The following is a 25,468-nucleotide window of genomic DNA, read 5'->3' as shown; positions in this document are numbered from 1 at the left end:
GCTGGCCCGTGCTCAGAACCCGAAGGATTGCTGCGCCGGCTCCGGTGGGGCAAAGGAAACCCCTTCGAGCGCCAGCATCTTCAGCTTGGACACCGAACCGCCCGGTGCAGAAAAGCCACCGACCTTGCCGCCCGCGGCAAGAACGCGGTGGCAGGGGATGATGAGCGCGACCGAGTTCTTCGCCATGGCCTGACCGACCTCACGCGCGGCTTCCGGCCCGGCGCCGAGTTCGCGGGCAAGCGCGCCGTAGGTCGTCGTCTCGCCCCAATGCACCCGGCGGGCGGCATCGTAGACCGCGAGGAAGAAATCGCTCTGGCCGGCAAGATCGAGCGGCACGTCGGAAAAATCCGCTTCCTCGCCGGCAAAATAGTGCCGCGCGGCGGCAATCGCCCCGGCGACGGCCGATGGCGGCTCGGCCGCTTCCGCCTCAGGCAGATGGCGCAGAAGCAAGCGGCGCGTCGTATCCGCATCCGCGCCCGGAAGCTGGAAGCGCACGACGCCGGACGCGGTCCAGGCAATACCACAGGGGCCACCCGCGGTGTCGAAGATCAGATAGTGGGTTTTGCCGGTCATATGCGGCTCCTGTTCCCGTTTGTCACAAGATCGGGCTTTGCCCGACTGCTTTCAACCCGTTTCCTGCGCGACGGCGGGTTTGTCACCGGGGACTTGCGCCCGTCTGCGCCAATTCGCATAACCCGTTCCCAAAAGCGAAGCAGCGAGGAGACGACGTGGAACATTCGCAGATCATCATCGGCGGCGATACGGCAGGTATCGAATGGCGCATTCCCGTTTACCGCTTCAAGGGCAACGATGCCGCGGCGCCCTCCGTCTATATCCAGGCCGCCCTGCATGCCAACGAACTGCCGGGCACCGCGCTCCTGCACTTTCTCCTGGAGCGGCTGCGCAAGGCAGAGGAAGACGGAGCGATCCGCGGCAACATCACCGTCATCCCGCAGGCCAATCCGATCGGTCTTGCGCAATCGCATTTCGGCGAGATGGAAGGCCGGTTCGATCTCGGCACGCGCACCAACTTCAACCGTGACTTTCCGCTGGTGGCGCTTGGCGAGCGGGAGACGCTGCTCGAGGATATCGACCGCCGCAGCGCCGTCGACCGCCTGAAGCGTACGCTGCTGCACACCGCGCTCGACGCAGACCTCGTGCTGGACCTGCACTGCGACGACGAATCCCTGCAATACGCCTATATCGACGAGGCCTTCTGGCCGGAGGCAGCCGATCTCGCGGCGACGCTCGACATGGCAGCCGTGTTCCTTTCCGATGGCGAGAGCACCGCCTTCGAGGAGGCGGTCGGCTACGCCTTCAAACGCCAGGGCGGAGAAAAGCTGAGCAGCGTGCCCGGCCGCCTCTCGGTGACCGTGGAGCTGCGCGGCAAGCGCGACGTCTATCCCGACATGGCGAAGGCGGATGCGGCTGGCCTGTGGCGCTTCCTTGCCGGCCGCGGCGTCGTCGCAGATCCCACCCACGCAGCGGAAGCCTATGCCGGCTCCGCCGTGCCGCTCGACAATATCGAGATGGTACGGGCGCCGGAGCCCGGCACCGTGCTCTTCCACCGCGATATCGGCGAGACGGTAAAAGCCGGCGATCTGGTTGCGACGCTGATTACCCGGCCCGGCGCGCAGGATGGCACGCTGGCGGTGACCGCCGGCCACGACGGGCTGATCGCCACCCGCAGCTCCGCCCGCTATGCGCGGCGCGGCGACGACCTTATGAAGATCGCCTGCCACGAGGCGACCCGCAGGAACCGCAAGCCTGGCACGCTGGAGGACTGAACCGCAGGCCCGGAAAGAAACCTGCGAAGGGCGGGTCCCGCCCCTCGCAATCACCTCACCCGAAGCAATATATAGGTGCGAGACCAGCGTGACGCGCAACCGCCGCAAGCGGGTGTGACATCTGCACACGCGAAGACGAAGCCGCCTTGGGATGATCCGCACGCATCATGTTTGAGACGCTCTCCGCCTATTGGCCGCACATCCTCGTCGCCCTGTCGATCGTTCTCGGCGTGCCCGCCGCCATCCATGCCACGATGACGAAGGAAGAGGTACGTGCGGCGATCGGCTGGGTCGGTGTCATCATGCTGTCGCCGGTCGTCGGCCCGCTCATCTACGCCATCGGCGGAGTGAACCGCATCCGGCGCAAGACGCTGAATCTCAGCCGCGAGGGACTGCTTGCCGCCGGCTGGCACCATATGGCGGAATATGACGTTTCCAATGCCTATATGCAGGTGGCCTACGGTCGGGCCCTCGCCGCCATGCAGCACCTTGGCGATACGGTTGGCCGCTGCAAGCTGACATCCGGCAACCGCATCCACCTGCTGTCGACCGGCGACGAGGCCTATGCAGCCATGCTGGCCGCGATCGCCACCGCCGAACGCTCCATCCTGCTCGAAACCTACATCTTCGACCGCGATCCCGCCGGCGAGCGTTTCGTTGCCGCACTGTCGGGCGCGGTTGCGCGCGGCGTACAGGTGCGCGTGCTGATCGATGCGGTCGGCGCGCGCTATTCGATCCCGTCGATCGTCTCCGACCTGCAGCGGGCGAACGTGCCTGTGGACGTTTTCAACGGCAATATCGTCATGGGCCTGCGGCTGCCCTATGCGAACCTGCGCACCCACCGCAAGATCCTCATCGTCGACGGCAGCGTCGCCTTTACCGGCGGGCTCAACATCCGCGCCGGCTTCTGCGCCGAATTCTCCGGCGAGGCGGCAGCGCTCGACACGCATTTCCGCCTGACCGGCCCTGCCGTCAGCGATCTTTTCCGCATCGCCTATGAGGACTGGCGCTTTTCCGGCGGCGACGAGCTGGCGGGCGAGGCCTGGCAGATCGCCCCGCCGCCGGACGCACCGGAAAGCGGCATGCTCGCCCGCGTCGTACCGTCAGGCCCGGACAAGAGCCTTGAAACCAACCACCGCATGCTGATGGGCGCGCTCTCTATCGCCAAGCGGCACATCCGCATCATGTCGCCCTATTTCCTGCCGGACCGCGAGCTGATCAGCGCGATCGTCACGGCGGCGCGGCGCGGTGTGGAAATCGACATCGTCGTACCATCGGCCAACAACCTGAAGCTCGTCGATCTCGCCATGACGGCGCAATTCGACCAGATGCTGAAACACGGCTGCCGAATCTGGCGGGCCTCCGGCGCGTTCAACCATTCCAAGCTCACGGTCATCGACGGCGCCTGGTCCTATATCGGCTCGTCGAACATCGACCCGCGCTCGCTGCGGCTGAATTTCGAGGTGGATATCGAGGTGATCGATGCGGACTTCGCCGATCTCATCGGCCAGCGCATCGCCGCCGCCCTGTCCGAAGCCGAGGAGGTCAAGCTCGATGAGCTCCGGGCGCGTCCCTTCGCCCAGCGCCTCGTCGAGCGCATCACATGGCTTGGCTCACCCTATCTGTAGGGTCGAACGAGCGCTCCCAGACGACCTTGAGGTCGATATGCGCCTTGATCGGCAGGTGATCGGACGCAACGCGCGCAAGCGGTGTGTCGTGCACCTCGACGGACGTGACGAGATCGTGCGGATGGCCGAGCGCGCGGTCGAGCGCGAGGACCGGAAAACGGGAAGGAAAGCTCGGCACCGCGCCGGACGCGGGGTCGAAGGTCGGCTGCAGGCGCGAGAGCGAGGACCTACGGCCGATGCGCCATTCATTCAGGTCGCCGACGAGCAGGGTTGGCATCTCCTCCTCCTCTGCGACGGACGCGAGGATCGCCATGGCCTGCTGCTCGCGCGAGCGTTTCAGGAGACCGAAATGGGCGGCGACCAACCGCAGCTTGCCCACCGGCAGGTCGAGCGTCACGACCAGCGCACCGCGCGGCTCGACGCCCGGCAGCTTCAGCTGACGCACCCCGCCAACGGCGCCCTTGCGGATCAGGATCATGTTGCCGTGCCAGCCATGGCCGGTCGACGACAGCGCCGTGATCGGCACCGGAAGGAGACCACAGTCCCGTTCGAGGACATCGAGATTGAGCAGGCCGGAGCGCTCACCAAAACGCTTGTCCGCCTCCTGGATGGCAATGATGTCGGCGTCGATCTCGGCGATCACGCTTGCCGTGCGCTCCGGATCGAAGCGCCGATCGACGCCCACGCACTTGTGCACGTTGTAGGACGCGATCACGGTATCGCCGGGGCGATTGTTTTCCGGCGGCCGATGGCCGCGGCGGTTGCGGATGGCCGACAGCAATGCGGTCGACATCATCTTGTCGTTCAGTTTCTTGTCCACGTGTCCTTCCTTGTGGCGCCTCCATCATATGGGCGCTTTGCCCTGATCGGCAACCTTTCACGACCAAGAAGGTTCCGTGAAAATGGCTAGGGAAGCGCACTCACCTGCATTTTCGGGCTGTCGAGCAGGATGGTCGAACGCAGCGTCTTGATCTCGCCGATCCGCTCGAACTCGCTCCAAAGCAGCCGACGATAGTCGGCGACGTCCTTCACGGCGATCTTCAGGAGGAAATCGAAATCGCCGGCGACCGTGTGGCACTCCACCACTTCAGGCATGCGCCGCACGAGATCGATGAAGCGCTCGCCGACGCGCGGGGCCGTGCGCTCCAGCGTCACCTCCAGAAAGGCCTGAAAACCGATGCCGGCGGCGCGCGGATCGACGATCACCGTGTGGCGGATGACGCCGCTCGCCTCCAGCCGCGCCAGCCGTCGCGACAGCGGGGCCGGCGAGAGGCCGACCTTCTCGGCAAGCTGGTTGTTGGAGAGCCCCGCATCCTCGACGAGCAGGCGGATGATGCGCCGATCCGTCTGGTCCAGCGTCAGCTCATCGTCCGGCTTCCTGCCCATGTCCCGCTCCACGCAAAAACCTGCACCAATCTAGCAACGGAAAGCAAGAAGACAAAAGCTTCTTGCGCTTTCACCGCAATATCATGGTCGATTTTGCGGCAGCTTTGGCCTACACCGCTTGCAGACCCACCGCACAAGGAACCCGGCCATGTTCGACGCCCTCACCCGCCAGCCCGACGACCCGTTGCTTGCCCTGATCGGCCTTTTCCGGGCAGACGAGCGCGCCGGCAAGGTGGACCTCGGCGTCGGCGTCTATCGCGACGAAACGGGTGCGACGCCGATCTTCCGCGCGGTGAAGGCGGCGGAGCGGCGCCTCGTCGAGGCGCAGCCGACCAAGGCCTATGTCGGCCCGGAGGGCGATCCGGTCTTCCTGGAGCGCCTGTGGGCACTGACGACGGGCGAGGCCGGCCGCGGGCGCGCCACCGCCGCGCTGCAGACGCCGGGCGGGTCCGGCGCGCTGCGCCTTGCCGCCGACCTGATGGCCCGCATGGGCGTCAAGGGCATCTGGCTCGGCCTGCCGAGCTGGCCGAACCATGCCAGCATCTTCAAGGCGGCCGGCCTCGAGGTCGTCACCTATCCCTTCTTCGACATCCCCTCGCAGACGGTGCTCTTCGACCGTATGATGGAGGCGCTTTCGGGCGCCGCGCCGGGCGATGCGGTGCTGCTGCATGCCAGCTGCCACAACCCGACGGGCGCCAATCTTTCCGCGGAACAGTGGCGCGCCGTCTCCGAGCTCGTCGCCGCACGCGGCCTGCTGCCGCTCGTCGACATCGCCTATCAGGGCTATGGCCGCGGCCTTGACGAGGATGCCGCCGGGCTGCGCACGCTGCTTGCCGCCGTGCCGGAAGCGCTGGTCGCAGTCTCCTGCTCGAAGTCCTTCGGCCTCTACCGCGAGCGCACCGGGGCGATCTATGCCGCCTGCGGCAGCGCGGAGACGGCGCTGTCCGTGCGCACCAACCTCGCGGCCCTCGCCCGCACCAGCTATTCCATGCCGCCGGACCACGGCGCAGCCATCGTCGCGACAATCCTCGGCGACGACGCGCTGAAGGCCGACTGGATGGCGGAAATCGAGACCATGCGGCTGCGCATCACCGCGATCCGCGAACGCCTCGCTGCCGGCCTCTCCGGCCGCTGGCAGGTGCTGACGGCCGTCCGCGAGCAGGAGGGCATGTTCTCCCTGCTGCCGCTGGAGGAGGCGGACGTCCTGAAGCTGCGCGCCGAACACGCGATCTACATGCCGACCTCTGGCCGCATCAACATTGCCGGCCTCAAATCGGCCGAAGTCGATGCGGTGATCGAGAAGTTCCTGAGCCTCTGAGGAAACGATGTCTGTCGAAACAGCAGCCCGGCCCGAGCGCCATTCCGCCTACGAGGATGCCATCGCCATCGTCGTCGGCACGATGTTCATGGCGCTCGGCGTGGTGATTTATACCAAGGCCGTGCTGCTCGCCGGCAGCACGGCGGGCCTCGCCCTGCTCCTGCAATATGCCAGCGGGGTCGGCTTCTGGTGGCTGTTCTTCGCCATCAACCTGCCCTTCTATGTCCTTGCGGTCAAAAAGCTCGGCTGGGCCTTCACGCTGCGCACCTTCGCGGCCGTCACGCTCGTCTCGATCTTTACCCGGCTAACTTCTGACCTCATTTCCTTCTCCCACCTCGACCCGCTCTATGCGGCCGTCATGGGCGGAGCGCTGTCCGGAACAGGCCTGCTCATCCTCTTCCGCCACCGCACCGGCCTCGGCGGCATCAATGTGCTGGCGATCTATCTGCAGGACCGTTTCGGCATCCGGGCCGGCTACTTCCAGCTCGCCGTGGATCTCGCCATCCTTGCCACCGCCGCCTTCGTCATCCCGCCCGATCGCCTCGCGCTCTCCGTGCTCGGTGCCGTCGTCGTCAACATGACGCTCGCCATCAACCATCGTCCGGGCCGCTATCTCGGCGTGACGTGACGTCCGGACGCAAAACCGCTGCGCAGTTTTGCCGGAATCGCTCTATGAAGGCGGCGACCATCAAACGAAGGAGACCGGCGTGACCGTCACGATCTACGGCATCAAGAACTGCGACACGATGAAGAAGGCCCGGACCTGGCTCGACACCAAGGGCGTCGCCTATCGCTTCCACGACTACAAGGCGGAAGGCATCGATGCCGCAAGCCTGACGCGCTTCGTCGATGCGCTCGGCTGGGAGACGGTGCTGAACCGTGCCGGCACCACCTTCCGCGCTCTGCCGGATGCCGACAAGCAGGCCCTTGACGCCGGGAAGGCGATCGCACTCATGCTCGCCCAGCCCTCGATGATCAAGCGCCCCATGCTCGACCGCGACGGCGCCCTGACAGCGGGCTTCAAGCCGGAAATCTACGAAACCTTGTTCTGAGATCTACGGCCAGGCGGCATAGGAGATTTCCGCGCGCACCTGCCGGCTGGCAAGCCCCGCCCGCCGCGCGCGCGGCGAGACCCCGGCCAGTCGCTTGAAGAACCGGCTGAAATAGGCCGCATCGCGAAAACCGAGCGCTTCGGCGACCTCGGCGATCTGCAGGCTCGACCCATCGAGCAGCATTTCCGCCTCCATCATCAGCCGGGCATGGATCAGCTCCATCGGCGAACGCCCCGTGGCGCGCCGCACCGCCGTGTTCAGCCGGTCCGGCGTCACGCCCAGGACGGCGGCATAGTCGGCGAGCGACCATTGCTCGCGCATATGCAGCTCCACGAGATGCAGGAAGCTGCGCACGGTGGCGCGCGGCGAGGGTTTCGGCTTTTCCGTCGCCGGATTGGCGCGGCGCCAGATGGCGATCAGCAAGAGGGCAAGGTGATGACGCACCACCTCCTGCATGCCCGCCGCGTTCTCGCGCAGCTCCGCCTCGATCGTCTCCACCGTCTGGAGCATCTTTCTCGCATCCGCCAGCGCCAGCTTGGCGCCGAGGATCGGCCGGGCGATGGCGTCGCGCACCTCGGCGAAGATCGCCCCCGTCGGCATGGCGGGGCCGAGCGCCAGCTCCGGGATCGCCAGCGCCGCCCCCTCCGCGCCGGCATCGAAGAGCACCGTGCCGCGCTCGCCGGCCGGCGCCCAGACGATGGAAGGGCCGGAAAGCCCGAGATCCGCCGGACCGAGCGACACCCGCCCGCTGCCGGAGAGGAGCAGGAAGACGCGGTTGCGCCCGCCGCGGAAGGTCCAGCCGGACTGCGACAGCGCACCACGGAAGAGCCGCGCCTCCGTCGGCAGCGGCGGCGTGTTGCCGGCGGCGCGATGCTGCGGCGCAAGAGCATCCTGGAAGGGCATGGCGACGGTCTCCTTGCCGTAAAAAGTACAAGTATCTCTTGTAAAAGTCTATTCCGCCCCGCCCCGCGTCCGGCTAACCTTTCATCCGTCAAGAGGCGACAGAAGGCCCGGAGGAGAATGCGGCCGCTGCCCGCCTTGGCGCGACGCCTGCCGGAAGAGCAGGCCTTTTGGGAGGAATCGACGATGAAATCTCTGCAACGCAGGCACGTCCTGCGCGTGATGGCGGCTGCCTCCGCCCTCTTGGCGACGGGCATCGCACCGGGCGCGCTGGCACAGGACCGCAGCTCGGTGAAGATCGGCTACGCCATTTCCAAGACCGGCCCCAATGCCGGCGGCGCCGGCATCACGACGCTGCCGAACTACCAGCTCTGGGTGAAGGACGTGAACGACGCCGGCGGGCTCGAACTGCCCGACGGCAAGAAACTGCCGATCGAGGTAATCGAATATGACGACCGGTCCACCTCGGAAGAGCTGGTACGCGCCGTCGAACGCCTGGCGACGCAGGACGAGGCGGACTTCATCCTCGCGCCCTGGGGCACCGGCTTCAACCTTGCCGCCGCGCCGCTCTTCGACCGCTACGGCTACCCGCAACTCGCCGTCTCCTCCGTTACCGACAAGGCGCCGGATTTCGTCAAGCGCTGGAAGAAAAGCTTCTGGATGCTCGGCGGCGGCCACGACTATGCCGGCGCGCTCGCCGGCATCATCAAGAGGGCCGTCACCGACGGCACGCTCAACAACAAGGTCGCCATGGTCTCGGTCGCCGACGGCTTCGGCATCGATCTCGTGAACGCCGCACGGCCGGCCTTCGCGGAAGCCGGCATCGAACTCGTCTACGACAAGACCTATCCGGTCGGCACGTCGGACTTTTCGCCGATGATCAACGAGGCGAAGGCGAGCGGCGCCGACAGCTTCGTCGCCTTCTCCTATCCGCCGGATACGTTCGCGCTGACCCAGCAGTCGCAGGTCGCCGATTTCAATCCGAAGCTGCTCTATCTCGGCGTCGGCACGGGCTTTCCGGTCTATGGCAAGAACAACGGCGACAATGCCACCGGCATCATGAGCCTGGGCGGCATCGATCCGGCGAACGAGGCGAATGCCGCCTATCGCAAGCGCCACGAGGAGGTGACCGGCCAAGGTCCCGACTATTGGGGCAGCGTCATCACCTATGCCTCGCTGCAGATGCTGCAGGAGGCGATCAAGCGCAAGGGCCTCGACCGCGAGGCCGTGTCCGCGGAGCTGTCGACCGGTACATTCCAGACCGTGCTCGGCGAGACGAAGATGGAAGACAACCAGCTTCGCACGCTCTGGTGGACCGGCCAGTGGCAGAACGGCCAGTTCGTCGGCATCGCCCCTGCAGACCGTACCGGCGCCAGCCAGCCGATCCTGCCGCGGCAAGCGTGGAAGAAGTAGCGGCCTTCGTCACGCGGGATCGAAGGGCGCTTTGGCGGACCGGCGCTTTCCCTCGCTGACGACCGGAACGGGCACGACTGCCCCTCACCCCGGCCCTCTCCCCGCAAGCGGGGAGAGGGGATGGCAACGGTATAGCCAGGTTTCCTTCCCCCCGTTCACGGGGAGAAGGTGGCCGGCAGGCCGGATGAGGGGCATTCTGCCATCGACTGAAAACGGCGCGGTGCATGCCATCGGCCGGCAAATGTAAGGAGCGGCCATGCTCGTCACGGCCTTGTTGTCCGGGCTCGTGCTCGGCGGAACCTATGCGCTGGTCGCGATGGGGCTGACGCTCCAGTACGGCATCGCGCGCATCATGAACCTTGCCTATGGCGAGACGATCATCGCGGCGGCCTTCCTTGCCTATGTGCTGTTCAACGGTCTCGGCATCAATCCGGTGCTCGGTCTTCTAGCCGCCGTGCCGCTCGGCTTTGTCTTTGGCTATCTCGTCTACGGCCTGATGATGCGCCTGCTGGTGCGCCGTGCGAAGAACCGGGAGACGCTGGAGATCGACTCCATCCTCGCCACCTTCGGCCTGCTCTTCGTCATCCAGGGCGTCATGCTGGTGCTCTTCGGCAGCAATTATACGAGCTACAGCTATCTCAACATCGGCGTCAGCGTGTTCGGGGCCACCATCGCGGCCAACCGCCTCATCGCCTTCGCGCTCGCCATCGTCCTCGGCAGCGGGCTGTACCTGCTCCTCACCCGCACCCTCTGGGGCACGGCGCTGCGCGCCGTCGCCGCCTCGCCGACCTCCGCGCCGCTCGTCGGCATCGATGTCGAGCGTGCCGCCCGCACGGCCTTCGCCATCGGCGGAGCGCTGGCGGCCGCCGGCGGTGTGGTCATCTCCATGTACCAGACCTTCACCGCCACGGCCGGTGTCGTCTTCACCATGAAGGCGCTGATCGTCGTCATCATGGGCGGGGTCGGCAATATTCTCGGCGCGCTGTTCTCCGGCCTGCTGCTCGGCCTCGTCGAGACCTTCGTTGCGACCTATGTCGATCCGGGCCTGACGCTCGCCGCCACCTACCTCATCTTCCTCGCCATCCTGCTCTGGCGCCCCGCCGGCCTCTTCGGGAGGAGCGCACGATGACGGCACGCACGCTTTTCGGCCTCCTCGTCGCCGGCCTCGTTCTCGCCGCGCTCGCCGCCCTGCCCTTCTTCGCCGGACCCTATGCGGTGACATTGATGATCGGCATGACCGGCTATGTGGTGCTCGCCACCGCCTGGGGCCTGTTCTCCGGCCCGACGCGCTATGTCTCGCTCGCCACCGTCGCTTTCTTCGGTATCGGCGCCTATACGGTCGGCGTCTTCAGCGAGACCCTGCCCTATCCGCTCGTCCTTTTCGTCGCGGCGATGATCGGCCTTGCCGTGGCGCTGGTCGTCGGTCTCTCGACGCTCCGCCTTGCCGGCGTCTATTTCGTGATCTTCACCTTCGGTCTTGCGGAGCTCATCCGCCAGCTCGTCACCTGGTACGAGGTCAACGTGACGGGCACGCTTGGCCGCTACATCTTCCTGCCCGTGACGCCGGAGGGGATCTACTGGCAACTGCTGGCGCTCGCCGCCGCCACCTTCCTTTTCTCCTGGGGCATCGGCCGCACGCGCTGGGGCCTAGCCTTGAAGGTCATCGGTGACGACGAGGTGGTGGCGAGCCATTGCGGCATCGACATCACCAAGCTCAAGCTCGCGCTCTTTGCCGTCAGTGCCGTGATCATCACGCTCGTCGGGGCCATCCAGGCGCCGCGCTGGACCTATATCGAGCCGAGCATCGTCTTCAACCCGACCATCTCCTTCCTGACGCTGATCATGGCGCTGCTCGGCGGGGCGGACCGACTGTGGGGCCCGCTGCTCGGCACCATTCCGCTCTTCCTGCTCTTCGAGTGGCTTTCCGCCAACTTTCCGAACCATTATCCGATCATCCTTGGCCTTGTCTTCATCGCCATCGTGTTCCTCCTGCCGAAGGGCGTGCTGGCAGCCGTTGAAAGCCGGCTAAGGAAAGGCGGTGCGCGATGAGCGAACTTCTTGCGCTGAGCGGCCTTACCAAGCGCTTCGGCGGGCTTACCGCCGTCAACGCCGTCTCCTTCTCGCTGGAGCGCGGCGAGGTCGTCGGCCTGCTTGGCCCGAACGGCTCCGGCAAGACGACGGTGCTCAACATGATCTCCGGCTTCCTGCCGCCGACCGGCGGGCGGATCGCCCTCAACGGCGAGGCGATTTCCGGCCTTGGCCCGAACCGCATTGCGAGGAAAGGTGTCGCTCGCACCTTCCAGCTGGTGCGCGCGCTTCCCTCGCTGACGGTGGCCGAAAACGTCGTGACCGCGCTTGCCTTCGGCCGCCGGAAGCTCTGGGGCAAGGCAGCCCACGAGGCAGCCCAGGCCCATCTTGCCGCCGTCGGCCTTGCCGGACGCGCCGACCAGCCGGCCGGCTCTCTCACCTATATCGACCAGAAGCGCATGGAGCTTGCCCGGGCGCTCGCCGCCGAACCGGAACTGCTTTTGCTCGACGAATGGCTCGCCGGCCTCAATCCGACGGAGCTTCGCACCGGCATCGACCTCATCCTGTCTCTGAGGGAGCGCGGCATCACGGTGCTCCTTGTCGAGCATGTCATGGATGCCATCCGGGCGCTCTGCGGGCGGGCCATCGTGATGAATGCCGGCCGCAAGATCGCCGACGGCCCGACCGCCGAGACGTTGCGGGATCCGGAGGTCGTGCGCGCCTATCTCGGAGACGGCCATGCTTGATATCCGCGACCTCTCCCTCCACTACGGCCCGCACCTTGCCCTCGACCGGATCTCCGTCACCGTCGGCAAAGGCGAAACCGTCGTCATGCTCGGCGCCAACGGTGCGGGCAAGTCATCGCTGCTCAAGGCCGCCGCCGGCCTCGTCCGGCCCGATCCCGGCGCCAATATCCGCTTTGTCGGCGCGGACATTGCCGGCCGGCCCGCGCATCTGGTGCTCGAAGCCGGCATCGCGCTGGTGCCGGAGGGCCGCGGCGTCTTCGGCGACCTGACGGTCGAGGAGAACCTTGCCCTCGGCGCCTATGCCAGGCGCGCCCGCGCCCATGGCAAGGCGAGCCGCGAGCTGGTCTACGGCCTCTTCCCGAAACTCGCGGACCGGCGCCGGCAGTTCGTCAACACCATGTCGGGCGGCGAGCAGCAGATGGTGGCGATCGGCCGCGCGCTGATGTCGAAGCCCGACCTCCTGATGCTCGACGAGCCGAGCCTCGGCCTTGCCCCCGTCGTCGTCGGCGAGCTCTTCGCCGCGCTCGGCCGGGTGCGCGAGAACGGGCTGGCGCTCTTGATCGTCGAACAGAACGTCAAGATGAGCCTTTCGATCGCCGACCGCGGCTACCTTCTGGAGGCAGGCCGCATCGTCGGCGAGGATACCGCAACGGGACTGATGAACGACGACGCGGTAAAACGCGCGTTCCTCGGCGCAACCGTCTGAATGTCAAGCAGGGAGCAAACCATGTCCGTCCTTGGACTGAAGATCAACAATCTCGACCAGGCCGCCTCTGACGGGCGCACCTTCACCCGCATCAACCCGATTTCCGGCGAAGTCGCCTCGGAGGTCGCCGCCGCCTCGCTGGAGGATGCACGCCAGGCCGTCAATGCCGCGGCGAAGGCCTTCCCTGCCTGGGCGGCGACCGGGCCCGGCCAGCGCCGAAAGCTGCTTCTTGCCGCCGCCGACAAGCTGCAGGCGAGAACCGCCGATTTCGTCGCCGCCATGGCCGCCGAAACGGGCGCGACGGCCGGCTGGGCAATGTTCAATGTCGGCCTTGCCGCCGACATGCTGCGCGAGGCCGCATCGCTGACGACGCAGATCACCGGCGAGATCATCCCCTCCAACCGCCCCGGCTCGCTCGCCATGGGCGTGCGCCAGCCGGCCGGCGTCGTCCTCTCCATGGCGCCGTGGAACGCGCCGGTCATCCTCGGCGTGCGCTCGCTCGCCACCCCGCTTGCCTGCGGCAACACGGTGGTCATGAAGACTTCCGAAATCTGCCCGCGCACCCACCGGCTGATCGTCGACGCGCTGCACGAGGCCGGTCTGCCGGAAGGCGTGCTCAACGCCGTCTCCAATGCGCCTGACGATGCCGCCGCCATCGTCGAGGCGATGATCGCCCATCCCGCCGTGCGCCGCGTCAACTTCACCGGCTCCACCCGCGTCGGCCGTATCATCGCCGAGACCGCCGGGCGCTACCTGAAGCCGGCGCTGCTGGAACTCGGCGGCAAGGCCCCCTTCGTGGTGCTCGACGATGCCGATATCGACGCAGCCGTCGCCGCGGCAGCCTTCGGCGCCTATATGAACCAGGGGCAGATCTGCATGTCGACCGAGCGCATCGTCGTCGATGAGACGATCGCCGACCGCTTCGTTGCAGCCCTTGCGGAAAAAGCCGCCACACTGGTTGCCGGCGATCCGCGCGAGGGCAACACACCGCTTGGCTCGGTCGTCGATGCCCATGCGGCCCAGAGGCTGGAACAGCTCATCCGCGACGCCGTCGGCAAGGGCGCGGTGCTCTCGGCCGGCGGCAGCGTGCGGGGCACGATCGTCGACGCCACCCTGCTTGACCGGGTGACGCCCGCCATGCGCATCTACGGCGAGGAGAGCTTCGGCCCGGTCGTCAGCGTCATCCGCGTCGGCTCGATCGACGAGGCGGTGCGCGTCGCCAACGACACGGAATACGGCCTTTCCGCCGCCGTCTTCGGCAGGGACGTCAACCGCGCCATGCAGGTCGCCCGCCGCATCGAATCCGGCATCTGCCACATCAACGGCCCGACCGTGCACGACGAGGCGCAGATGCCCTTCGGCGGCGTCAAGGAATCCGGCTACGGACGTTTCGGCGGCAAGGCCGGCATTGCCGAATTCACCGAGTTGCGCTGGATCACCGTGCAGGACGGCGCCATCCATTATCCGATCTGACCCATGGCGCTCCTCCACAACAAGACCGCCATCGTGACAGGCGGGGCCGGCAGCATCGGCCTTGCCGCCGCCCGGCTTTTCCTTGCCGAGGGTGCCAATATCGTGCTCGTCGACAACGACCGCGCGGCGCTTGAACGGGCCGTTGCGGGCCTGCCGAAGGAGCGTGTGGCCTGCGCGGCAGCCGATGTCACCGACAATATCTCGACGCAGGCCTATATCGGCCTTGCCGTCGAGCGCTTCGGCGGCATCGACGTGCTGTTTTCCAATGCCGGCACTTTCGGCACGGTCGCACCCATCGCCGACTATCCGCTCGACATCTTCGACGCCGTGCAGGCGGTGCATGTGCGCGGCGCCTTCCTTGCCGCCAAACACGCCGTGCCGCATATGCGCGACGGCGGCAGCATCATCATCACGTCCAGCGTGGCGGCGACGCGCGGCGATCCCGGCGTCTATGCCTATATCACCGCCAAGCACGCCCAGACCGGCCTGATGCGCTGCCTTGCCAAGGAGCTTGCCCCACGTGGCATCCGCGTCAACACGGTCAATCCCGGGCCTGTCGACAACGGCTTCCAGCTTGCCGTGGAACAGGGCCTCGGCGCCGCGACCGGCATGGACGGCACGGATTTCTTCAACAGGCTCATCCCGATGGGCCGCCATGCCAGCGCCGAGGAAATCGCCCGCTCGGTGCTCTATCTCGCCTCTGACCAGGCAAGCTTCGTCACCGGCACGATGCTGATGGTCGATGGCGGCATGAGCATCTGACCGCAGCACGGCAAAAGACCCGGATGCAGGGAACATCCGGGCCTTCGGGGAGGTCAATGGGGAGGTGCTTACTTGCAGACCTTGATCTTCTTGATGATGACGTTGCCGTAGTAGTCGTAGGACTGTACCTTCTTGATGAAGCAATGCGGCTTGTAGCCGTAGCTGTAGTAGCCGGCCTGCGAGGGGGCGGCGAAGGAGACGGCAGCGACGGCGGCGATGGCAGCGGAAACGATGATCTTGCGCATGGGGTCTCTCCTGATCTCTGGTAAGGATGAGCCTCTCTCATCCGGTGACCAGAAGGTCGCACATCGCCGCGCCCGCCGCTGTTCCGCAGGAAACAGGCCCTTTTACCTGACGCCGAAGCGATTTCGCTTCGGCTGGAACGGCTCTAGCGAAAAAGCCGCTCCACATAATCCCGCCCGAGCCCGACCTTCTCATAGTGGTCACGACAGAGGGCAATGTAGTTGTGCACGTCGAAGAAGCCGTCGGGCTCTCCCTTGTCGTCGAGCCAGATCAGCGGCCCCTTGACCTGGAAGAACACCTTCATCGGTTGCTCGTGCTCATAGGCGACGAGCGTGTGGCCCTCGCCGGGCGTCTCGTAGACGAAGTCGCCGGCCGTCGCCGTCCAGTCGTGCTCCAGATAGCCCCACTTGCCCGATATCGTGTAGGCGAAGACCTCATGCGGGTGGTAGTGGCGGTTCACCAGCCCCGCCTTCTTCGCCATCAGGATATCGCACCACTTGTTCTGCGTCGGGGAGATCCACAGCGGACGGGAGGAGACGGTCTCGGTGAAGGGCACGTAATAGCGCTCGTCGTCGGTCGGCGCATTCTGGAGATAGACTTCCGGCTGGGCGTCGGGCTGGAACACCGTGTCGATCGGCTTCAGATCCTTCCAGAATTCGTTCTTTGCAAGCTCGGGCATGGATTTCCTCCTCGTATGATGGTTCAGGCGCGGACGGCAATGTCGAGCAGCGCGAGCGTCCGCTTCGTCTCGATATGGTCGATCGCCTCGGCAAGTGCACCGGAAAGGGCGGCGCCGTCGGTGACACGTCTTGCATAGGCCCGGCTCGCCTCGGCGACCTTCACGAAATCCGGCACCGGCGAAAGCGCGGTCAGCGGCATGCGGTTGGTCTTCGCCGCATACCCGTCCGGATAGAGGCCGAGCACCGACTGGCGCACCGCACCCCATTCGGCATTGTTGACGATAAGGACAAGGATCGGCAGTTCCAGCGCCTCGGCGATCTGATGGCAGGCGACGGGATTGGCGAACATGTACGAGCCGTCGCCCATGGTGGCGACGATGAGCCGCTCTCGCCGCGCCAGCTGCATGCCGAGCGCGGCGGGAAAGGACCAGCCGAGGCCGCCGGAATGCGGCTCCTGATACCAGGCCTGATGATGAGAAAGCGTCATCGGTGCCAGCGGGCAGCCGAGTTCGGAAAGCACGGTGGCATTCCGACCCGCCAGCGCCTCGGAGAGCGTCAGGCTGACGAAATCCTTCGTCATCGGCGAGCCGCCGCCGCGCCGGGCCGCATCAAGAACGCCGGCGCGGGCCATGCGGTTGCGTTCCGCAACCGCCGTGGCACGACGTTCCGCCGTGGCGCGATGGGCGGGCAGCATCAGGTCCATCGCCGCCTTCAGGGCCAGCAAGCCGGCATCGACATCGCCGGCGAGCGTCACGTCGGAGCGGAAGTAGCGTACCGGCTGGCGCTGGCAGAGCGGATCCTGGGCGAGCTGGATGACCTTGCAGCCGGGCCGGAGCAGATGGACATCCGGCGACCAGGGCGCCAGCGCATCGAGGACGAGCACCACGTCGGCTGCCTCTAGCAGAGGCCCCGGATCGGCCTGTGCGGCCATCGGATGGTCCGTCGCCATGGCAAGCTGCACCGCCCAGTACTGGCAGACGGGAATGCCCCAGTCACCCGCCAGCGCCGCAAGGGCGGCAAACCCCTCGGCCGACCCGGCGCCGTGCTGCGCGAAGATAACCGGGTTCTCCGCCGCTGCCAGAAGACGCGCGGCCTCCGCAACCGCTTCGGCCGATGGCGTAGAGACGGCAGGCATCACGGTTGCCGGCGCCGCAAGGTCCTCTGTCGGGCAAGGCTGGCAGAGCACCTCGCGCGGCAGGCTCATATAGACCGGCCCGCGCGGCGTGGAATTGGCGATGGCATGCGCCCGGTCGACCATCTGCGGGATATGCTCGGGGAAGCGCAGCTCGTCGTCCCACTTGCAGGCCTCGCGCACCAGCGCCGCCTGGTCGCGCATCTCCTGCCCCCAGCCGATCGGCACGGTGCGTGACCCCTTTCTTCCGCGCTCGGTGACCGGCGTGCGGCCGGAGAACAGGAGAACCGGGATATGCTCCATCGCGGCGTTGATGGCGCCGATGGCGCAATTGGCAAGGCCGACATTGGTATGCGCCATCACCGCCTGGGCACGGCCGGTGGCGAGATAATAGCCGTGCGCCATACCCATCGCCGCCGATTCATGCGGCATGACGAGCGCTTCCGGCAGGGCGATGCCCTTCGCCTCCGCCTCGGCCAGACCCTCGATGATTGGCGGAAAATCCGTGCCGGAATTGGCGAAGATAAAGTCGATGCCGACCGCCTTCAGTCGGGCGAGCAGCGCACCGCCCGCCGTCATTGCCGGCGCCCCGGCAAGATCGTCTTCGCCCATCGGAACCTCCCCGTCGTGCGGCAGCCTGCCCGCGGCCGCCGGTTTCCTCGAACCGGACGGCACAGGTCTCAGGCAGCACTCTGACAGGCAGGACAGTGATGTAAAATGAAATGCCGGCCACGATACATAACGAAAGCCGTATGAATTGCTCTCAGTGCAGCCCGCCGACGCCGAGCAGCGCCTCAACCGTGTGCCGGTCGGCAGCGAGCGCCGCCGGAGTACCGGTCCAGGCGATGCGGCCGCGCTCGAGGATGATCACGTCGTCGGCGAAATCGAGCGCGCTCTGGATGCGCTGTTCGACAAGCAGGATGGTCATCTCGCCGGAGGCCGCAAGCGTACCGAACGCCGCCATCAGTTCCTCGCAGATAACAGGGGCAAGGCCCTCCAGCGGCTCGTCGAGCAGCAGCACGGAGGGTTGGCCGAGAATGGTGCGCGCCGTCGTGAGCATCTGCTGCTCGCCGCCGGAAAGCTGCGAGCCGAGGTTTCTGCGCCGCTCCTTCAGCCGGGGGAACATGGCATAGGCCTCATCGATAGCCGTGCGCGGGCGGCCCTTCAGCCCGACGAAGAGGTTTTCCTCCACCGTCAGCGTCGGGAAGACGTCGCGAGACTGCGGCACGTAGCCGAGCCCCTTCAGCGCGCGGGCGGAGCTGCCCATACCCTCGATCGCCTCTCCGCCGAGGCGGATAGCGCCACCATAACGCTTCGTCTGGCCGGCGAGCGTGGCGAAGAGCGTGGATTTTCCCATGCCGTTGCGGCCGAGCACGGCGAGCCTGCGGCCAGCATCCGCGGCAAAGGAGATATCCTCCAGAACCCGCGTCGGGCCGTAGCCAGCGGAAAGACCGGCGATTTCAAGCGACGCTGCGGGCATCGGCATAACTCCCGAGATAGGCCTGTCGAACACGAACGTCCTTCGTCACCGCGCCTGGCGATCCGTCGAAGATGATCTCGCCCGCCGCCAGCACGATGACGCGCTTTGCGAAGCGGAAGACAAGGTCCATGTCGTGCTCGATCATCAGAACGGCAAGATCCGCCGGCAGATCGGCAATCGCCTGCTCGATGCGCGCTGTATCGCTCTGCGGCACGCCGGCGGCGGGCTCGTCGAGCAGCAGGACCCTGGGTTTGAGCGCAAGCGCAAGCGCGAGTTCCAGCAATCGTTGCTGGCCGTAGGCGATCTCGCTGACGCGGCGGCCGGCAAGCTGGGCGATGCCGAGCCGGGCAAGCAGCGCATGCACCTCATCCATCACGTCAGGCATGGCGCGGTGGCTGGCGAACATGCGGCCGGACCGGCCTTGGCGCTGCAGGATGGCGAGCGCGACATGTTCCTCCGACGTCATCTCGGAGAAGAGCCGCGTCACCTGGAAGGACCGCACGAGGCCGCGGCGCACGCGCTCCGTCGGCCCGAAGCGGGTGACATCCTCGCCGCCGAGCGTGACCGTGCCGGAATTCGGCAGGAGATTGCCGGTGACGAGGTTGACGAAAGTCGTCTTGCCGGCGCCGTTCGGGCCGATCAGCGCAACCCGGTCGCCCGGTGCCATCGACAGGGACACATCGTTGGTGACGGCGAGGCCGCCGAAGCTCCGCTTCAGGTTGCGGACATCGAAAATCGCGTTCATCGGTCCTTCCTTCCGCGGCGTTCGAGGAGGGCGGCGAGCGAGCCGTAGAGCCCCTTCGGCGCGAAGAGCACCACGGCGATCAGCAGCGCGCCGACGATGGTGAGCCAGTGGAACGGATTGGCCGCCGAGACGACGTCCTCGAACCACAGGAAGGAGAGTGTGCCGATCAGCGCGCCGTAGAGCGAGCCGGTGCCGCCGAGCACGAGCATGACGAGGGCTTCGGCCGAGAGCGTGAAGGACAGGCTGTCGAGGCCGACGACCTGGGTCGAGATGGCGTTGAGTGCCCCGCCCGCCCCGGCGACGGCACCGGATATGGCGTACATCCGGATCAGCGTGCCGTGCACGGAGGCGCCCATGGCGCGCACGCGCAGCGGGTCCTGCTTGATGCCGCGGCAGAGCATGCCGAAGGGCGAGCGCACGATCTGGCGCAGAACGACGAAGACGGCGACCAGCAGCACGATGCCGAAGACATAGGCCGTGCGGCCCCACAGGTCGAATTGCCAGAGGCCGAAGACGGCATCCGGCATGATGCCGGCAAGACCATCACTGCCGCCGGTCCAGCCGGACGCCTTGTTGGCCGCCTCGTGGGCCAGATGGACGATGGCGATGGACAGCACAAGCTGCGGCAGGCCATGCGCCCGCAGAACGACGGCACCGGAGACAAGGCCGGCGAGCGCACCCGCGACCACGCCGACGGCGAGCATGGCGATCGGATCGGTAATGCCGAAATGGGCCGCCGCGATGCCCGCCCCATAGGCCCCTGCACCAAACAGCGCGGCATGGCCGAGCGTTGCCACGCCGCAGTAGCCGGTGACGAGATCGAGCGAGAGGACCAAGAGCGCGATCGCCGTGATGCGTGTCAGCAGCGCGAGGTTGTTGGGAAAGAGGAGATAGCCGAGGACGGCGACCACAAGGATAACGAGGACCCCGATCGCATCGCGCGTCAGGCGGGCGCGGCGGTCGTGGGTGGTGGAGAGGTTGTCGGTGTTCATGGTGAGCGCCATCACTTCATCCTTCCGGCAAGGCCGCGCGGGAAAATCCAGACGATGGCGATGACCGCGAGATAGAAGAAGAATTCGCCGAATTCCGGCATCAGGTAGCGCCCCGTCGTATCGATGGCGCCAAGCAGCAGGCAGGCGGCGAGCGCACCCGGAATGGAGCCCGCCCCACCGACCGAGACGACGACGAGGAAGGTCACCATGTAGCGCAGCGCATAGTAGGGCTCGATCGGCAACAGCTCGGCGCCGACGACGCCCCCGAAGGCGGCAAGGCCGACCGCGACGGCGAAGCTGTCGGCATAGACGACCTCGGTCTTCACTCCGAGGGCGGCGGCCATGGCCGCGTTGTCGACGCTCGCGCGCAACTTCACGCCGAAGGCCGTGCGCTCGATGAAATACCAGAGGCCGAGCGCGACCGCGGCACCGCAGGCAATGACGAAGAGGCGATGCGCCGAAACCGTACGGAAGCCGAGGCTGACCGGCGCGCGCAGGCTTTCCGGCGTCGGAATGGTCTTCAGCGTCGGCCCGAAGACATAGTTGGCGATGCCGATGACGCAGAAGGTGATGCCGATGGTCATCAGCACCTGCGTCAGCTCCGGCTGGCCATAGACGCGGCGATAGAGCAGGCGCTCGACGGGAATGGCGATGAGGATGGTGCCGAAGACGGCAAGCATGACGGCAACGGCATAGGCAAGGCCGAGGTCGCGCGCGGCATAGGAGGCGATGTAGCCGCCGATCATCGCGAAGGCGCCATGCGCGAGGTTGACGACCCGCATCAGCCCCATCGTCACCGACAGGCCGATCGAGATGACGAAGAGCACCATGCCGTAGGCGAGGGCGTCGACGCCGATGCTGAAGACCGTTTGCATCCAACTATCCTGCTGTGGTGGAGGAACAGCCCCTCATCCGGCCTGCCGGTCACCGTCTCCCCGCGAGCGGGGCGAAGGGACATGCCGCACCGTTTTCCTCAAATCTACACCGTGGTGCGGGGCACGTCCCCTCTCCCCGTCTGCGGGGAGAGGGTTAGGAACAAGCCATTTGCCAGGCAGCAACGATTGTTACTTCGCCGCCGCAAGGCCGGGGTCGCCCTGCTTTTCGAAGGTCTGCACCTCCTTGTTGTAGTAGGTCCCGTCATCGGCCTTGGCCACTTCGCGCAGGTAGATGTTCTGCGTGATATGACGGCTTGCCGGATCGATCGAAACCGGTCCGCGCGGGCTTTCCCAGGAAAGACCCTTCACGGCCTCGACCGCCTTGGCCGCATCCTGCGCGCCGCCCGTTGCCTCGATCATCTTGTAGATGACATGCATGCCGTCATACGCGCCAACCGCGGGGAAGGAGAGCTCCGCCGGATTGCCGAGCGCCTTGCCGGCGGCCTCGACGAATGTCTTGTTCTCCGCTGAATCGTGTGAGACGGCATAGTGGAAGGTGGTCGTGAGACCCAGCGCCGCCTCGCCGAGCGCCGGCAGGTCGGATTCCTGCGTCAGGTCGCCGGGCGCGAAGAACTTGATGCCGCCGGCTTTCAGACCGTTCTCGTTGAAGGCCTTGACGAAGCCGAGCGTCGTCGGGCCCGAGGGCAGGAAGGCAAAGACGCCTTCGGCGCCGGAATCCTTGATGCGCTGCATGATCGGCGAGAAGTCGTTGGTCTGGAGCGGCATGCGGATCGCCTCGACAATCTCGCCGCCCGCCGCCTCGAAGCCCGCCTTGAAGGCAGCTTCCGCATCGACGCCCGGACCATAGTCGCTGACGACGGAAATGACCTTCTTGGTGCCACCGTCGAAGGCGACCTTGGCGATCGGCGTCGAAGTCTGCCAGGTGGTGAAAGAGGTGCGCACCACATAGGGGCTCTTGGTGACGATGGCTGACGTCGCCGCGTTCATCACCACCATCGGCACATTGGCCTGTTCGAGCAGCGGGGTCGCGGCCATCGCATCCGGCGTGAAGTAGAATCCGGCCAGGTACTGCACGCCTTCCTTGACGACGAGCTCCTGCGACAGCGCCTTGGACTGGGCCGGATCGGCGGTCGGGATGTCGCGGTAGATCACCTCGATCGTGTCGTCGCCAACCGTGTTGCCGTTCAGCGCCATATAGGCGTCTATGCCTGCCTTGAAGTTCTTGCCCTGGAGCGCGAAGGGGCCGGAGAACGGCCCGACGACGCCGACCTTGATTACATCGGCATGGGCAGCACTTCCCATCAGCACAGCCGCCAGCGCGGCGATCGCGACATGTTTCATATTTTCCTCCCTGAAAGGCCGGTCTCCCACCGGTGCTCGATCCTGTCCAAAACTGGATTTTTGTCAGATTGACAGATGAAACGGTAATGTAAAATGAAAAAATCTGGCTATTTCATAACTTAGGAATTATGAAAAAACATCAGGCCGCACCCAGATGCCGAACGGACGACAGCAGCGTATCGGCCAGGCAAAGGGCGGCGCCGGTGGCGACCACCATCTGTGGCAGGATCATCCATTCCAGCGTCCAGGCCGCCCCGGAACGCTCCTGTTCATGCATCATCGCCTGCGCCAGACCGCCGAGCTGTGCCGCATTGAACCGGGCGAGCGCGACCAGCCCTTCGGCGGCGACCGGGTTCTGCTTGTGCGGCATGGCGGAGGAAGAACCGCCGCCGGCAAGCGCGATCTCGTCGCCACGGTCGGCCATCAGGACGACATCCTGCCCGATCTTTCCAAGGCTGCCGGTGATGCCGGAAAGGAGGGCGGCAAGGTCCATGATGCGGTCCCGCTGGCTATGCCACTGCGGGACATCCACAAGACCGAGATTGCGGGCAAGCGCGGCACGCACGGCCGGTGCTTTCTCGCCCAGTTTCTCCAGCGTGCCCGCCGCGCCGCCGAACTGCACGACAAGCCCCTCCTCCATCAGACCCTTCAGGCGCGTATGATGGCGCTCAAGTGGCGCACGCCAGGCGCCGACGCGGTCCGCCACGGTAATGGGGATGGCAGCCTGCATGCGGGTGCGCCCCATCAACGCCCGGTCGCCGAAGGTGACGGCGAGACCATCGAGCACGCCGGTCAGCGCTTCCAGCCGGTTTTCAAGAACAGGCAAGACGCGTGAGAGGCGCAGCATCAGCCCGCTGTCGACGACATCCTGACTGGTCGCGCCGACATGTACATGCCGGCCATGCGGCTCGCCGACGGCGGCGCGGAGTTGGCGAACGAAATCGGGCACCACCACACCGTCGCGGGCGGTGGCGGCCCTGAGGCTTGCGACATCCGGCGAGAAGCGGTGCGCGGCAGCCTCGATCGCCCCGGCGGCTTCCGCCGGGATTACGCCCGCCTCCGCTTCGGCCCTTGCCAGCGCCACCTCGAACGCGAGCATGGCCTCAAGCTCAGCAGCGACGGAAAACAGCGCTGCCACCGCCGCGTCGCCGAGCAGGCCGGAGAGATAGGGATGGTCGAAGGGAGAAACGGTCATGTGTCGCTCTTTTCCGATGGGAAGCGCGTGGATCCTCGGGTCAAGCCCGAGAATGACGGAGAGGAGGAGAGGTCACGGACCTCATGAACGATGCGGCATGCGGCGCCGTCAATCTGACTGCAAACCTCGCTTCTTTCGTCACCCTCGGGCTTGACCCGAGGATCCACGCGGCCGGTGCCGAGCTTAGCACACAGCCTAGATATCGAAGAACACCGTTTCCTTCTCGCCCTGCAGATGAATGTCGAAGCGGTAGCTGTCCCCGTCCACCGCTGCGATCAACGTCGACACGCGCACCCGGTGTTCGATGCGGGCGAGCACCGGGTCCTCGGCATTGGCCGCCTCTTCATCGCCGAAGTAGAGACGCGTGTTGAGGCCGAGATTGATGCCGCGGGCGACGATCCAGAACGAAATGTGCGGCGCCATCGGGCGGCCGTCCTTGAAGGGGGCGCGGCCAGGCTTGATGGTCTCGAAGCGGTACTCGCCGGTCTCTCCGTCGGTGGCGGCACGACCCCAGCCGGTAAAATTGGGATCGGCGCTGCCGCGCAGCTCCGAGGGGCTGTTGTAGAGACCTGCCGCATCCGCCTGCCAGATCTCGATCAGCGCATCCTTCAGTGGCGTGCCGGTGCCGTCAAGCACCCGCCCGGTGATGGTGATGCGCCGCCCGAGCGTCCTGTCGTTCACCATGGTGGCACCGAGATCGCTCTCATAGACGCCGGCAATGCCGGAAAAATTCGGCGTGAGACCGATATGGACATAGGGGCCTGCCGTCTGCGAGGCGCTTTCCTTGAGATAACCGAGCGGCTGCACCATCAGTTGCCCTCCATCCGGTTTTCGAAGAGCGTCGAGCGGCGGCCACGCAGCACGATGTCGAACTTGTAGGCGCGCGCATCCATGGGGATCGTGTTGCCCCAATCGAGCGCGGCGACCAGCTGCTCGATGGCCGCCTTGTCCGGAATCGTCTGCACGATGGGACATTTCCAGATCATCGGGTCACCCTCGAAATACATCTGCGTGATCAGCCGCTGGGCGAAACCGTGGCCAAAGACGGAGAAATGAATATGCGCCGGGCGCCAGTCGTTGACGCCGTTTGGCCAGGGATAGGGCCCGGGCTTGACGGTGCGGAAGGCATAATAGCCATCCTCGTCGGTGATGGTGCGCCCGCAGCCGCCGAAATTCGGATCAAGCGGCGCGAGATAGCTTTCCTTCTTGTGGCGGTAGCGCCCGCCGGCATTGGCCTGCCAGAACTCAAGCAGCGCGCCCGCCACCGGCCGCGCCCGCTCGTCGAGCACCCGGCCGTGCACGATGATGCGCTCGCCGATCGCGCTTTCGCCCGGTTTTGCGAAATTGTGAATCAGGTCGTTGTCGAGCTCGCCCAGCATCGCGTGACCGAAGACCGGGCCGGTGATTTCCGAAACCGTGCCGTCGAGCGACAGAAGGGCCTTCTGCGGCGAGCGCAGCACGGAGGTCTTGTAGCCTGGCGTCAGGCCCGGCGGATGCCACAGGCGATCACGGGAGAAGAAGGCGCCTGTTTCGGGCTTGCGATTGGAAAGGTCCGTCATGGTTTC

The 25,468-nt window shown here is 66.1% G+C and carries 27 protein-coding genes; 12 read left to right on the top strand and 15 right to left on the bottom strand.

The window, feature by feature from the left end; all coding sequences use genetic code 11:
- Window positions 1–12 precede the first annotated feature (12 nt).
- Window positions 13–573: a methylated-DNA--[protein]-cysteine S-methyltransferase gene (locus P9A16_RS12275; protein WP_278025712.1), complete on the bottom strand. Its 561-nt coding sequence runs from the start codon at window positions 571–573 to the stop codon at window positions 13–15.
- 155 nt (window positions 574–728) lie between these two features.
- Here P9A16_RS12275 and P9A16_RS12270 point away from each other — a divergent pair, with 155 nt between their 5' ends.
- Together P9A16_RS12270 and P9A16_RS12265 are read left to right on the top strand one after the other, a co-directional pair.
- Window positions 729–1,787, top strand: coding sequence for a succinylglutamate desuccinylase/aspartoacylase domain-containing protein (locus P9A16_RS12270; protein WP_023513948.1), 1,059 nt, complete (start codon window positions 729–731; stop codon window positions 1,785–1,787).
- A 167-nt stretch (window positions 1,788–1,954) separates the two neighbouring features.
- Window positions 1,955–3,415, top strand: a complete 1,461-nt coding sequence (locus tag P9A16_RS12265; RefSeq protein WP_023513947.1) for a phospholipase D-like domain-containing protein — start codon at window positions 1,955–1,957, stop codon at window positions 3,413–3,415.
- On the opposite strand, the gene P9A16_RS12260 is transcribed toward P9A16_RS12265, so the two are convergent.
- Both P9A16_RS12260 and P9A16_RS12255 read right to left on the bottom strand, forming a co-directional pair.
- Window positions 3,387–4,211, bottom strand: coding sequence for an endonuclease/exonuclease/phosphatase family protein (locus tag P9A16_RS12260; protein WP_037405651.1), 825 nt, complete (start codon window positions 4,209–4,211; stop codon window positions 3,387–3,389). The two genes, P9A16_RS12265 and P9A16_RS12260, sit on opposite strands and share 29 nt — an antisense overlap.
- Before the next feature lie 110 nt (window positions 4,212–4,321).
- Window positions 4,322–4,801: an Lrp/AsnC family transcriptional regulator gene (locus tag P9A16_RS12255; protein ID WP_023513945.1), complete on the bottom strand. Its 480-nt coding sequence runs from the start codon at window positions 4,799–4,801 to the stop codon at window positions 4,322–4,324.
- A gap of 148 nt (window positions 4,802–4,949) precedes the next feature.
- On the opposite strand from P9A16_RS12255, the gene P9A16_RS12250 reads away from it, so the two are divergent.
- From P9A16_RS12250 to P9A16_RS12240, 3 genes are all read left to right on the top strand, one after another.
- Window positions 4,950–6,119, top strand: coding sequence for an amino acid aminotransferase (locus P9A16_RS12250; protein ID WP_023513944.1), 1,170 nt, complete (start codon window positions 4,950–4,952; stop codon window positions 6,117–6,119).
- Window positions 6,120–6,126: 7 nt separating this feature from the next.
- Window positions 6,127–6,747 (top strand): YitT family protein, encoded by a 621-nt coding sequence (locus P9A16_RS12245; RefSeq protein ID WP_023513943.1) that lies wholly within the window; start codon window positions 6,127–6,129, stop codon window positions 6,745–6,747.
- A gap of 79 nt (window positions 6,748–6,826) precedes the next feature.
- The gene (locus P9A16_RS12240) at window positions 6,827–7,171 is read left to right on the top strand and encodes an ArsC family reductase (protein ID WP_023513942.1); all 345 of its coding nucleotides are present in this window, start codon (window positions 6,827–6,829) and stop codon (window positions 7,169–7,171) included.
- A gap of 3 nt (window positions 7,172–7,174) precedes the next feature.
- Here P9A16_RS12240 and P9A16_RS12235 read toward each other — a convergent pair whose 3' ends face one another.
- On the bottom strand, window positions 7,175–8,074 hold the full coding sequence (locus P9A16_RS12235) for a helix-turn-helix domain-containing protein (protein WP_023513941.1): 900 nt from the start codon (window positions 8,072–8,074) through the stop codon (window positions 7,175–7,177).
- 183 nt (window positions 8,075–8,257) lie between these two features.
- Here P9A16_RS12235 and P9A16_RS12230 point away from each other — a divergent pair, with 183 nt between their 5' ends.
- The 7 genes from P9A16_RS12230 to P9A16_RS12200 all read left to right on the top strand — a co-directional run bounded on the left by P9A16_RS12230 (window position 8,258) and on the right by P9A16_RS12200 (window position 15,199).
- Window positions 8,258–9,484, top strand: coding sequence for an amino acid ABC transporter substrate-binding protein (locus tag P9A16_RS12230; protein ID WP_023513940.1), 1,227 nt, complete (start codon window positions 8,258–8,260; stop codon window positions 9,482–9,484).
- 256 nt (window positions 9,485–9,740) lie between these two features.
- Window positions 9,741–10,613: a branched-chain amino acid ABC transporter permease gene (locus P9A16_RS12225; protein ID WP_024270147.1), complete on the top strand. Its 873-nt coding sequence runs from the start codon at window positions 9,741–9,743 to the stop codon at window positions 10,611–10,613.
- Window positions 10,610–11,533 carry a branched-chain amino acid ABC transporter permease gene (locus tag P9A16_RS12220; RefSeq protein WP_023517472.1) on the top strand — a complete coding sequence of 308 codons (924 nt, stop codon included), beginning with the start codon at window positions 10,610–10,612 and terminating at the stop codon, window positions 11,531–11,533. Before P9A16_RS12225 ends, P9A16_RS12220 begins: the two co-directional genes overlap by 4 nt.
- Window positions 11,530–12,258: an ABC transporter ATP-binding protein gene (locus P9A16_RS12215; RefSeq protein WP_023517471.1), complete on the top strand. Its 729-nt coding sequence runs from the start codon at window positions 11,530–11,532 to the stop codon at window positions 12,256–12,258. The genes P9A16_RS12220 and P9A16_RS12215 overlap by 4 nt, the downstream gene beginning before the upstream one ends.
- Window positions 12,251–12,964: an ABC transporter ATP-binding protein gene (locus P9A16_RS12210; protein ID WP_024270148.1), complete on the top strand. Its 714-nt coding sequence runs from the start codon at window positions 12,251–12,253 to the stop codon at window positions 12,962–12,964. Before P9A16_RS12215 ends, P9A16_RS12210 begins: the two co-directional genes overlap by 8 nt.
- Window positions 12,965–12,985: 21 nt before the next feature.
- Window positions 12,986–14,437 carry an aldehyde dehydrogenase gene (locus tag P9A16_RS12205; RefSeq protein ID WP_024270149.1) on the top strand — a complete coding sequence of 484 codons (1,452 nt, stop codon included), beginning with the start codon at window positions 12,986–12,988 and terminating at the stop codon, window positions 14,435–14,437.
- A 3-nt stretch (window positions 14,438–14,440) separates the two neighbouring features.
- Window positions 14,441–15,199, top strand: a complete 759-nt coding sequence (locus P9A16_RS12200; RefSeq protein ID WP_023516223.1) for an SDR family NAD(P)-dependent oxidoreductase — start codon at window positions 14,441–14,443, stop codon at window positions 15,197–15,199.
- A gap of 68 nt (window positions 15,200–15,267) precedes the next feature.
- Here the strand turns inward: P9A16_RS12200 and P9A16_RS12195 are convergent, their stop codons facing one another.
- The 11 genes from P9A16_RS12195 to pcaH all read right to left on the bottom strand — a co-directional run bounded on the left by P9A16_RS12195 (window position 15,268) and on the right by pcaH (window position 25,462).
- Window positions 15,268–15,444: a hypothetical protein gene (locus tag P9A16_RS12195; protein ID WP_023516222.1), complete on the bottom strand. Its 177-nt coding sequence runs from the start codon at window positions 15,442–15,444 to the stop codon at window positions 15,268–15,270.
- 143 nt (window positions 15,445–15,587) lie between these two features.
- A complete protein-coding gene (locus P9A16_RS12190) occupies window positions 15,588–16,121 on the bottom strand; it encodes a 2,4'-dihydroxyacetophenone dioxygenase family protein (protein WP_023516221.1) in 534 nt (177 codons plus the stop codon).
- A 23-nt stretch (window positions 16,122–16,144) separates the two neighbouring features.
- A complete protein-coding gene (locus tag P9A16_RS12185) occupies window positions 16,145–17,866 on the bottom strand; it encodes a thiamine pyrophosphate-requiring protein (protein WP_278025711.1) in 1,722 nt (573 codons plus the stop codon).
- 151 nt (window positions 17,867–18,017) lie between these two features.
- Window positions 18,018–18,734 carry an ABC transporter ATP-binding protein gene (locus P9A16_RS12180; RefSeq protein WP_023516219.1) on the bottom strand — a complete coding sequence of 239 codons (717 nt, stop codon included), beginning with the start codon at window positions 18,732–18,734 and terminating at the stop codon, window positions 18,018–18,020.
- Window positions 18,715–19,479 (bottom strand): ABC transporter ATP-binding protein, encoded by a 765-nt coding sequence (locus tag P9A16_RS12175; RefSeq protein ID WP_023516218.1) that lies wholly within the window; start codon window positions 19,477–19,479, stop codon window positions 18,715–18,717. Before P9A16_RS12175 ends, P9A16_RS12180 begins: the two co-directional genes overlap by 20 nt.
- A complete protein-coding gene (locus P9A16_RS12170; RefSeq protein WP_023516217.1) occupies window positions 19,476–20,483 on the bottom strand; it encodes a branched-chain amino acid ABC transporter permease in 1,008 nt (335 codons plus the stop codon). Before P9A16_RS12170 ends, P9A16_RS12175 begins: the two co-directional genes overlap by 4 nt.
- On the bottom strand, window positions 20,483–21,346 hold the full coding sequence (locus P9A16_RS12165) for a branched-chain amino acid ABC transporter permease (RefSeq protein ID WP_278025710.1): 864 nt from the start codon (window positions 21,344–21,346) through the stop codon (window positions 20,483–20,485). The genes P9A16_RS12170 and P9A16_RS12165 overlap by 1 nt, the downstream gene beginning before the upstream one ends.
- Window positions 21,347–21,535: 189 nt before the next feature.
- On the bottom strand, window positions 21,536–22,708 hold the full coding sequence (locus P9A16_RS12160; protein ID WP_023516215.1) for an ABC transporter substrate-binding protein: 1,173 nt from the start codon (window positions 22,706–22,708) through the stop codon (window positions 21,536–21,538).
- 139 nt (window positions 22,709–22,847) lie between these two features.
- A complete protein-coding gene (locus P9A16_RS12155) occupies window positions 22,848–23,903 on the bottom strand; it encodes a 3-carboxy-cis,cis-muconate cycloisomerase (protein WP_023516214.1) in 1,056 nt (351 codons plus the stop codon).
- Between the two features lie 195 nt (window positions 23,904–24,098).
- A complete protein-coding gene (pcaG, locus tag P9A16_RS12150) occupies window positions 24,099–24,713 on the bottom strand; it encodes a protocatechuate 3,4-dioxygenase subunit alpha (RefSeq protein WP_023516213.1) in 615 nt (204 codons plus the stop codon).
- Window positions 24,713–25,462 carry a protocatechuate 3,4-dioxygenase subunit beta gene (pcaH, locus tag P9A16_RS12145; protein WP_023516212.1) on the bottom strand — a complete coding sequence of 250 codons (750 nt, stop codon included), beginning with the start codon at window positions 25,460–25,462 and terminating at the stop codon, window positions 24,713–24,715. Before pcaH ends, pcaG begins: the two co-directional genes overlap by 1 nt.
- Window positions 25,463–25,468 lie beyond the last annotated feature (6 nt).

Origin of the sequence: Shinella sp. 838, from assembly GCF_029623935.1 — a bacterium.
GTDB lineage: Bacteria > Pseudomonadota > Alphaproteobacteria > Rhizobiales > Rhizobiaceae > Shinella.
This window is presented reverse-complemented; position numbering and strand designations above follow the sequence as displayed.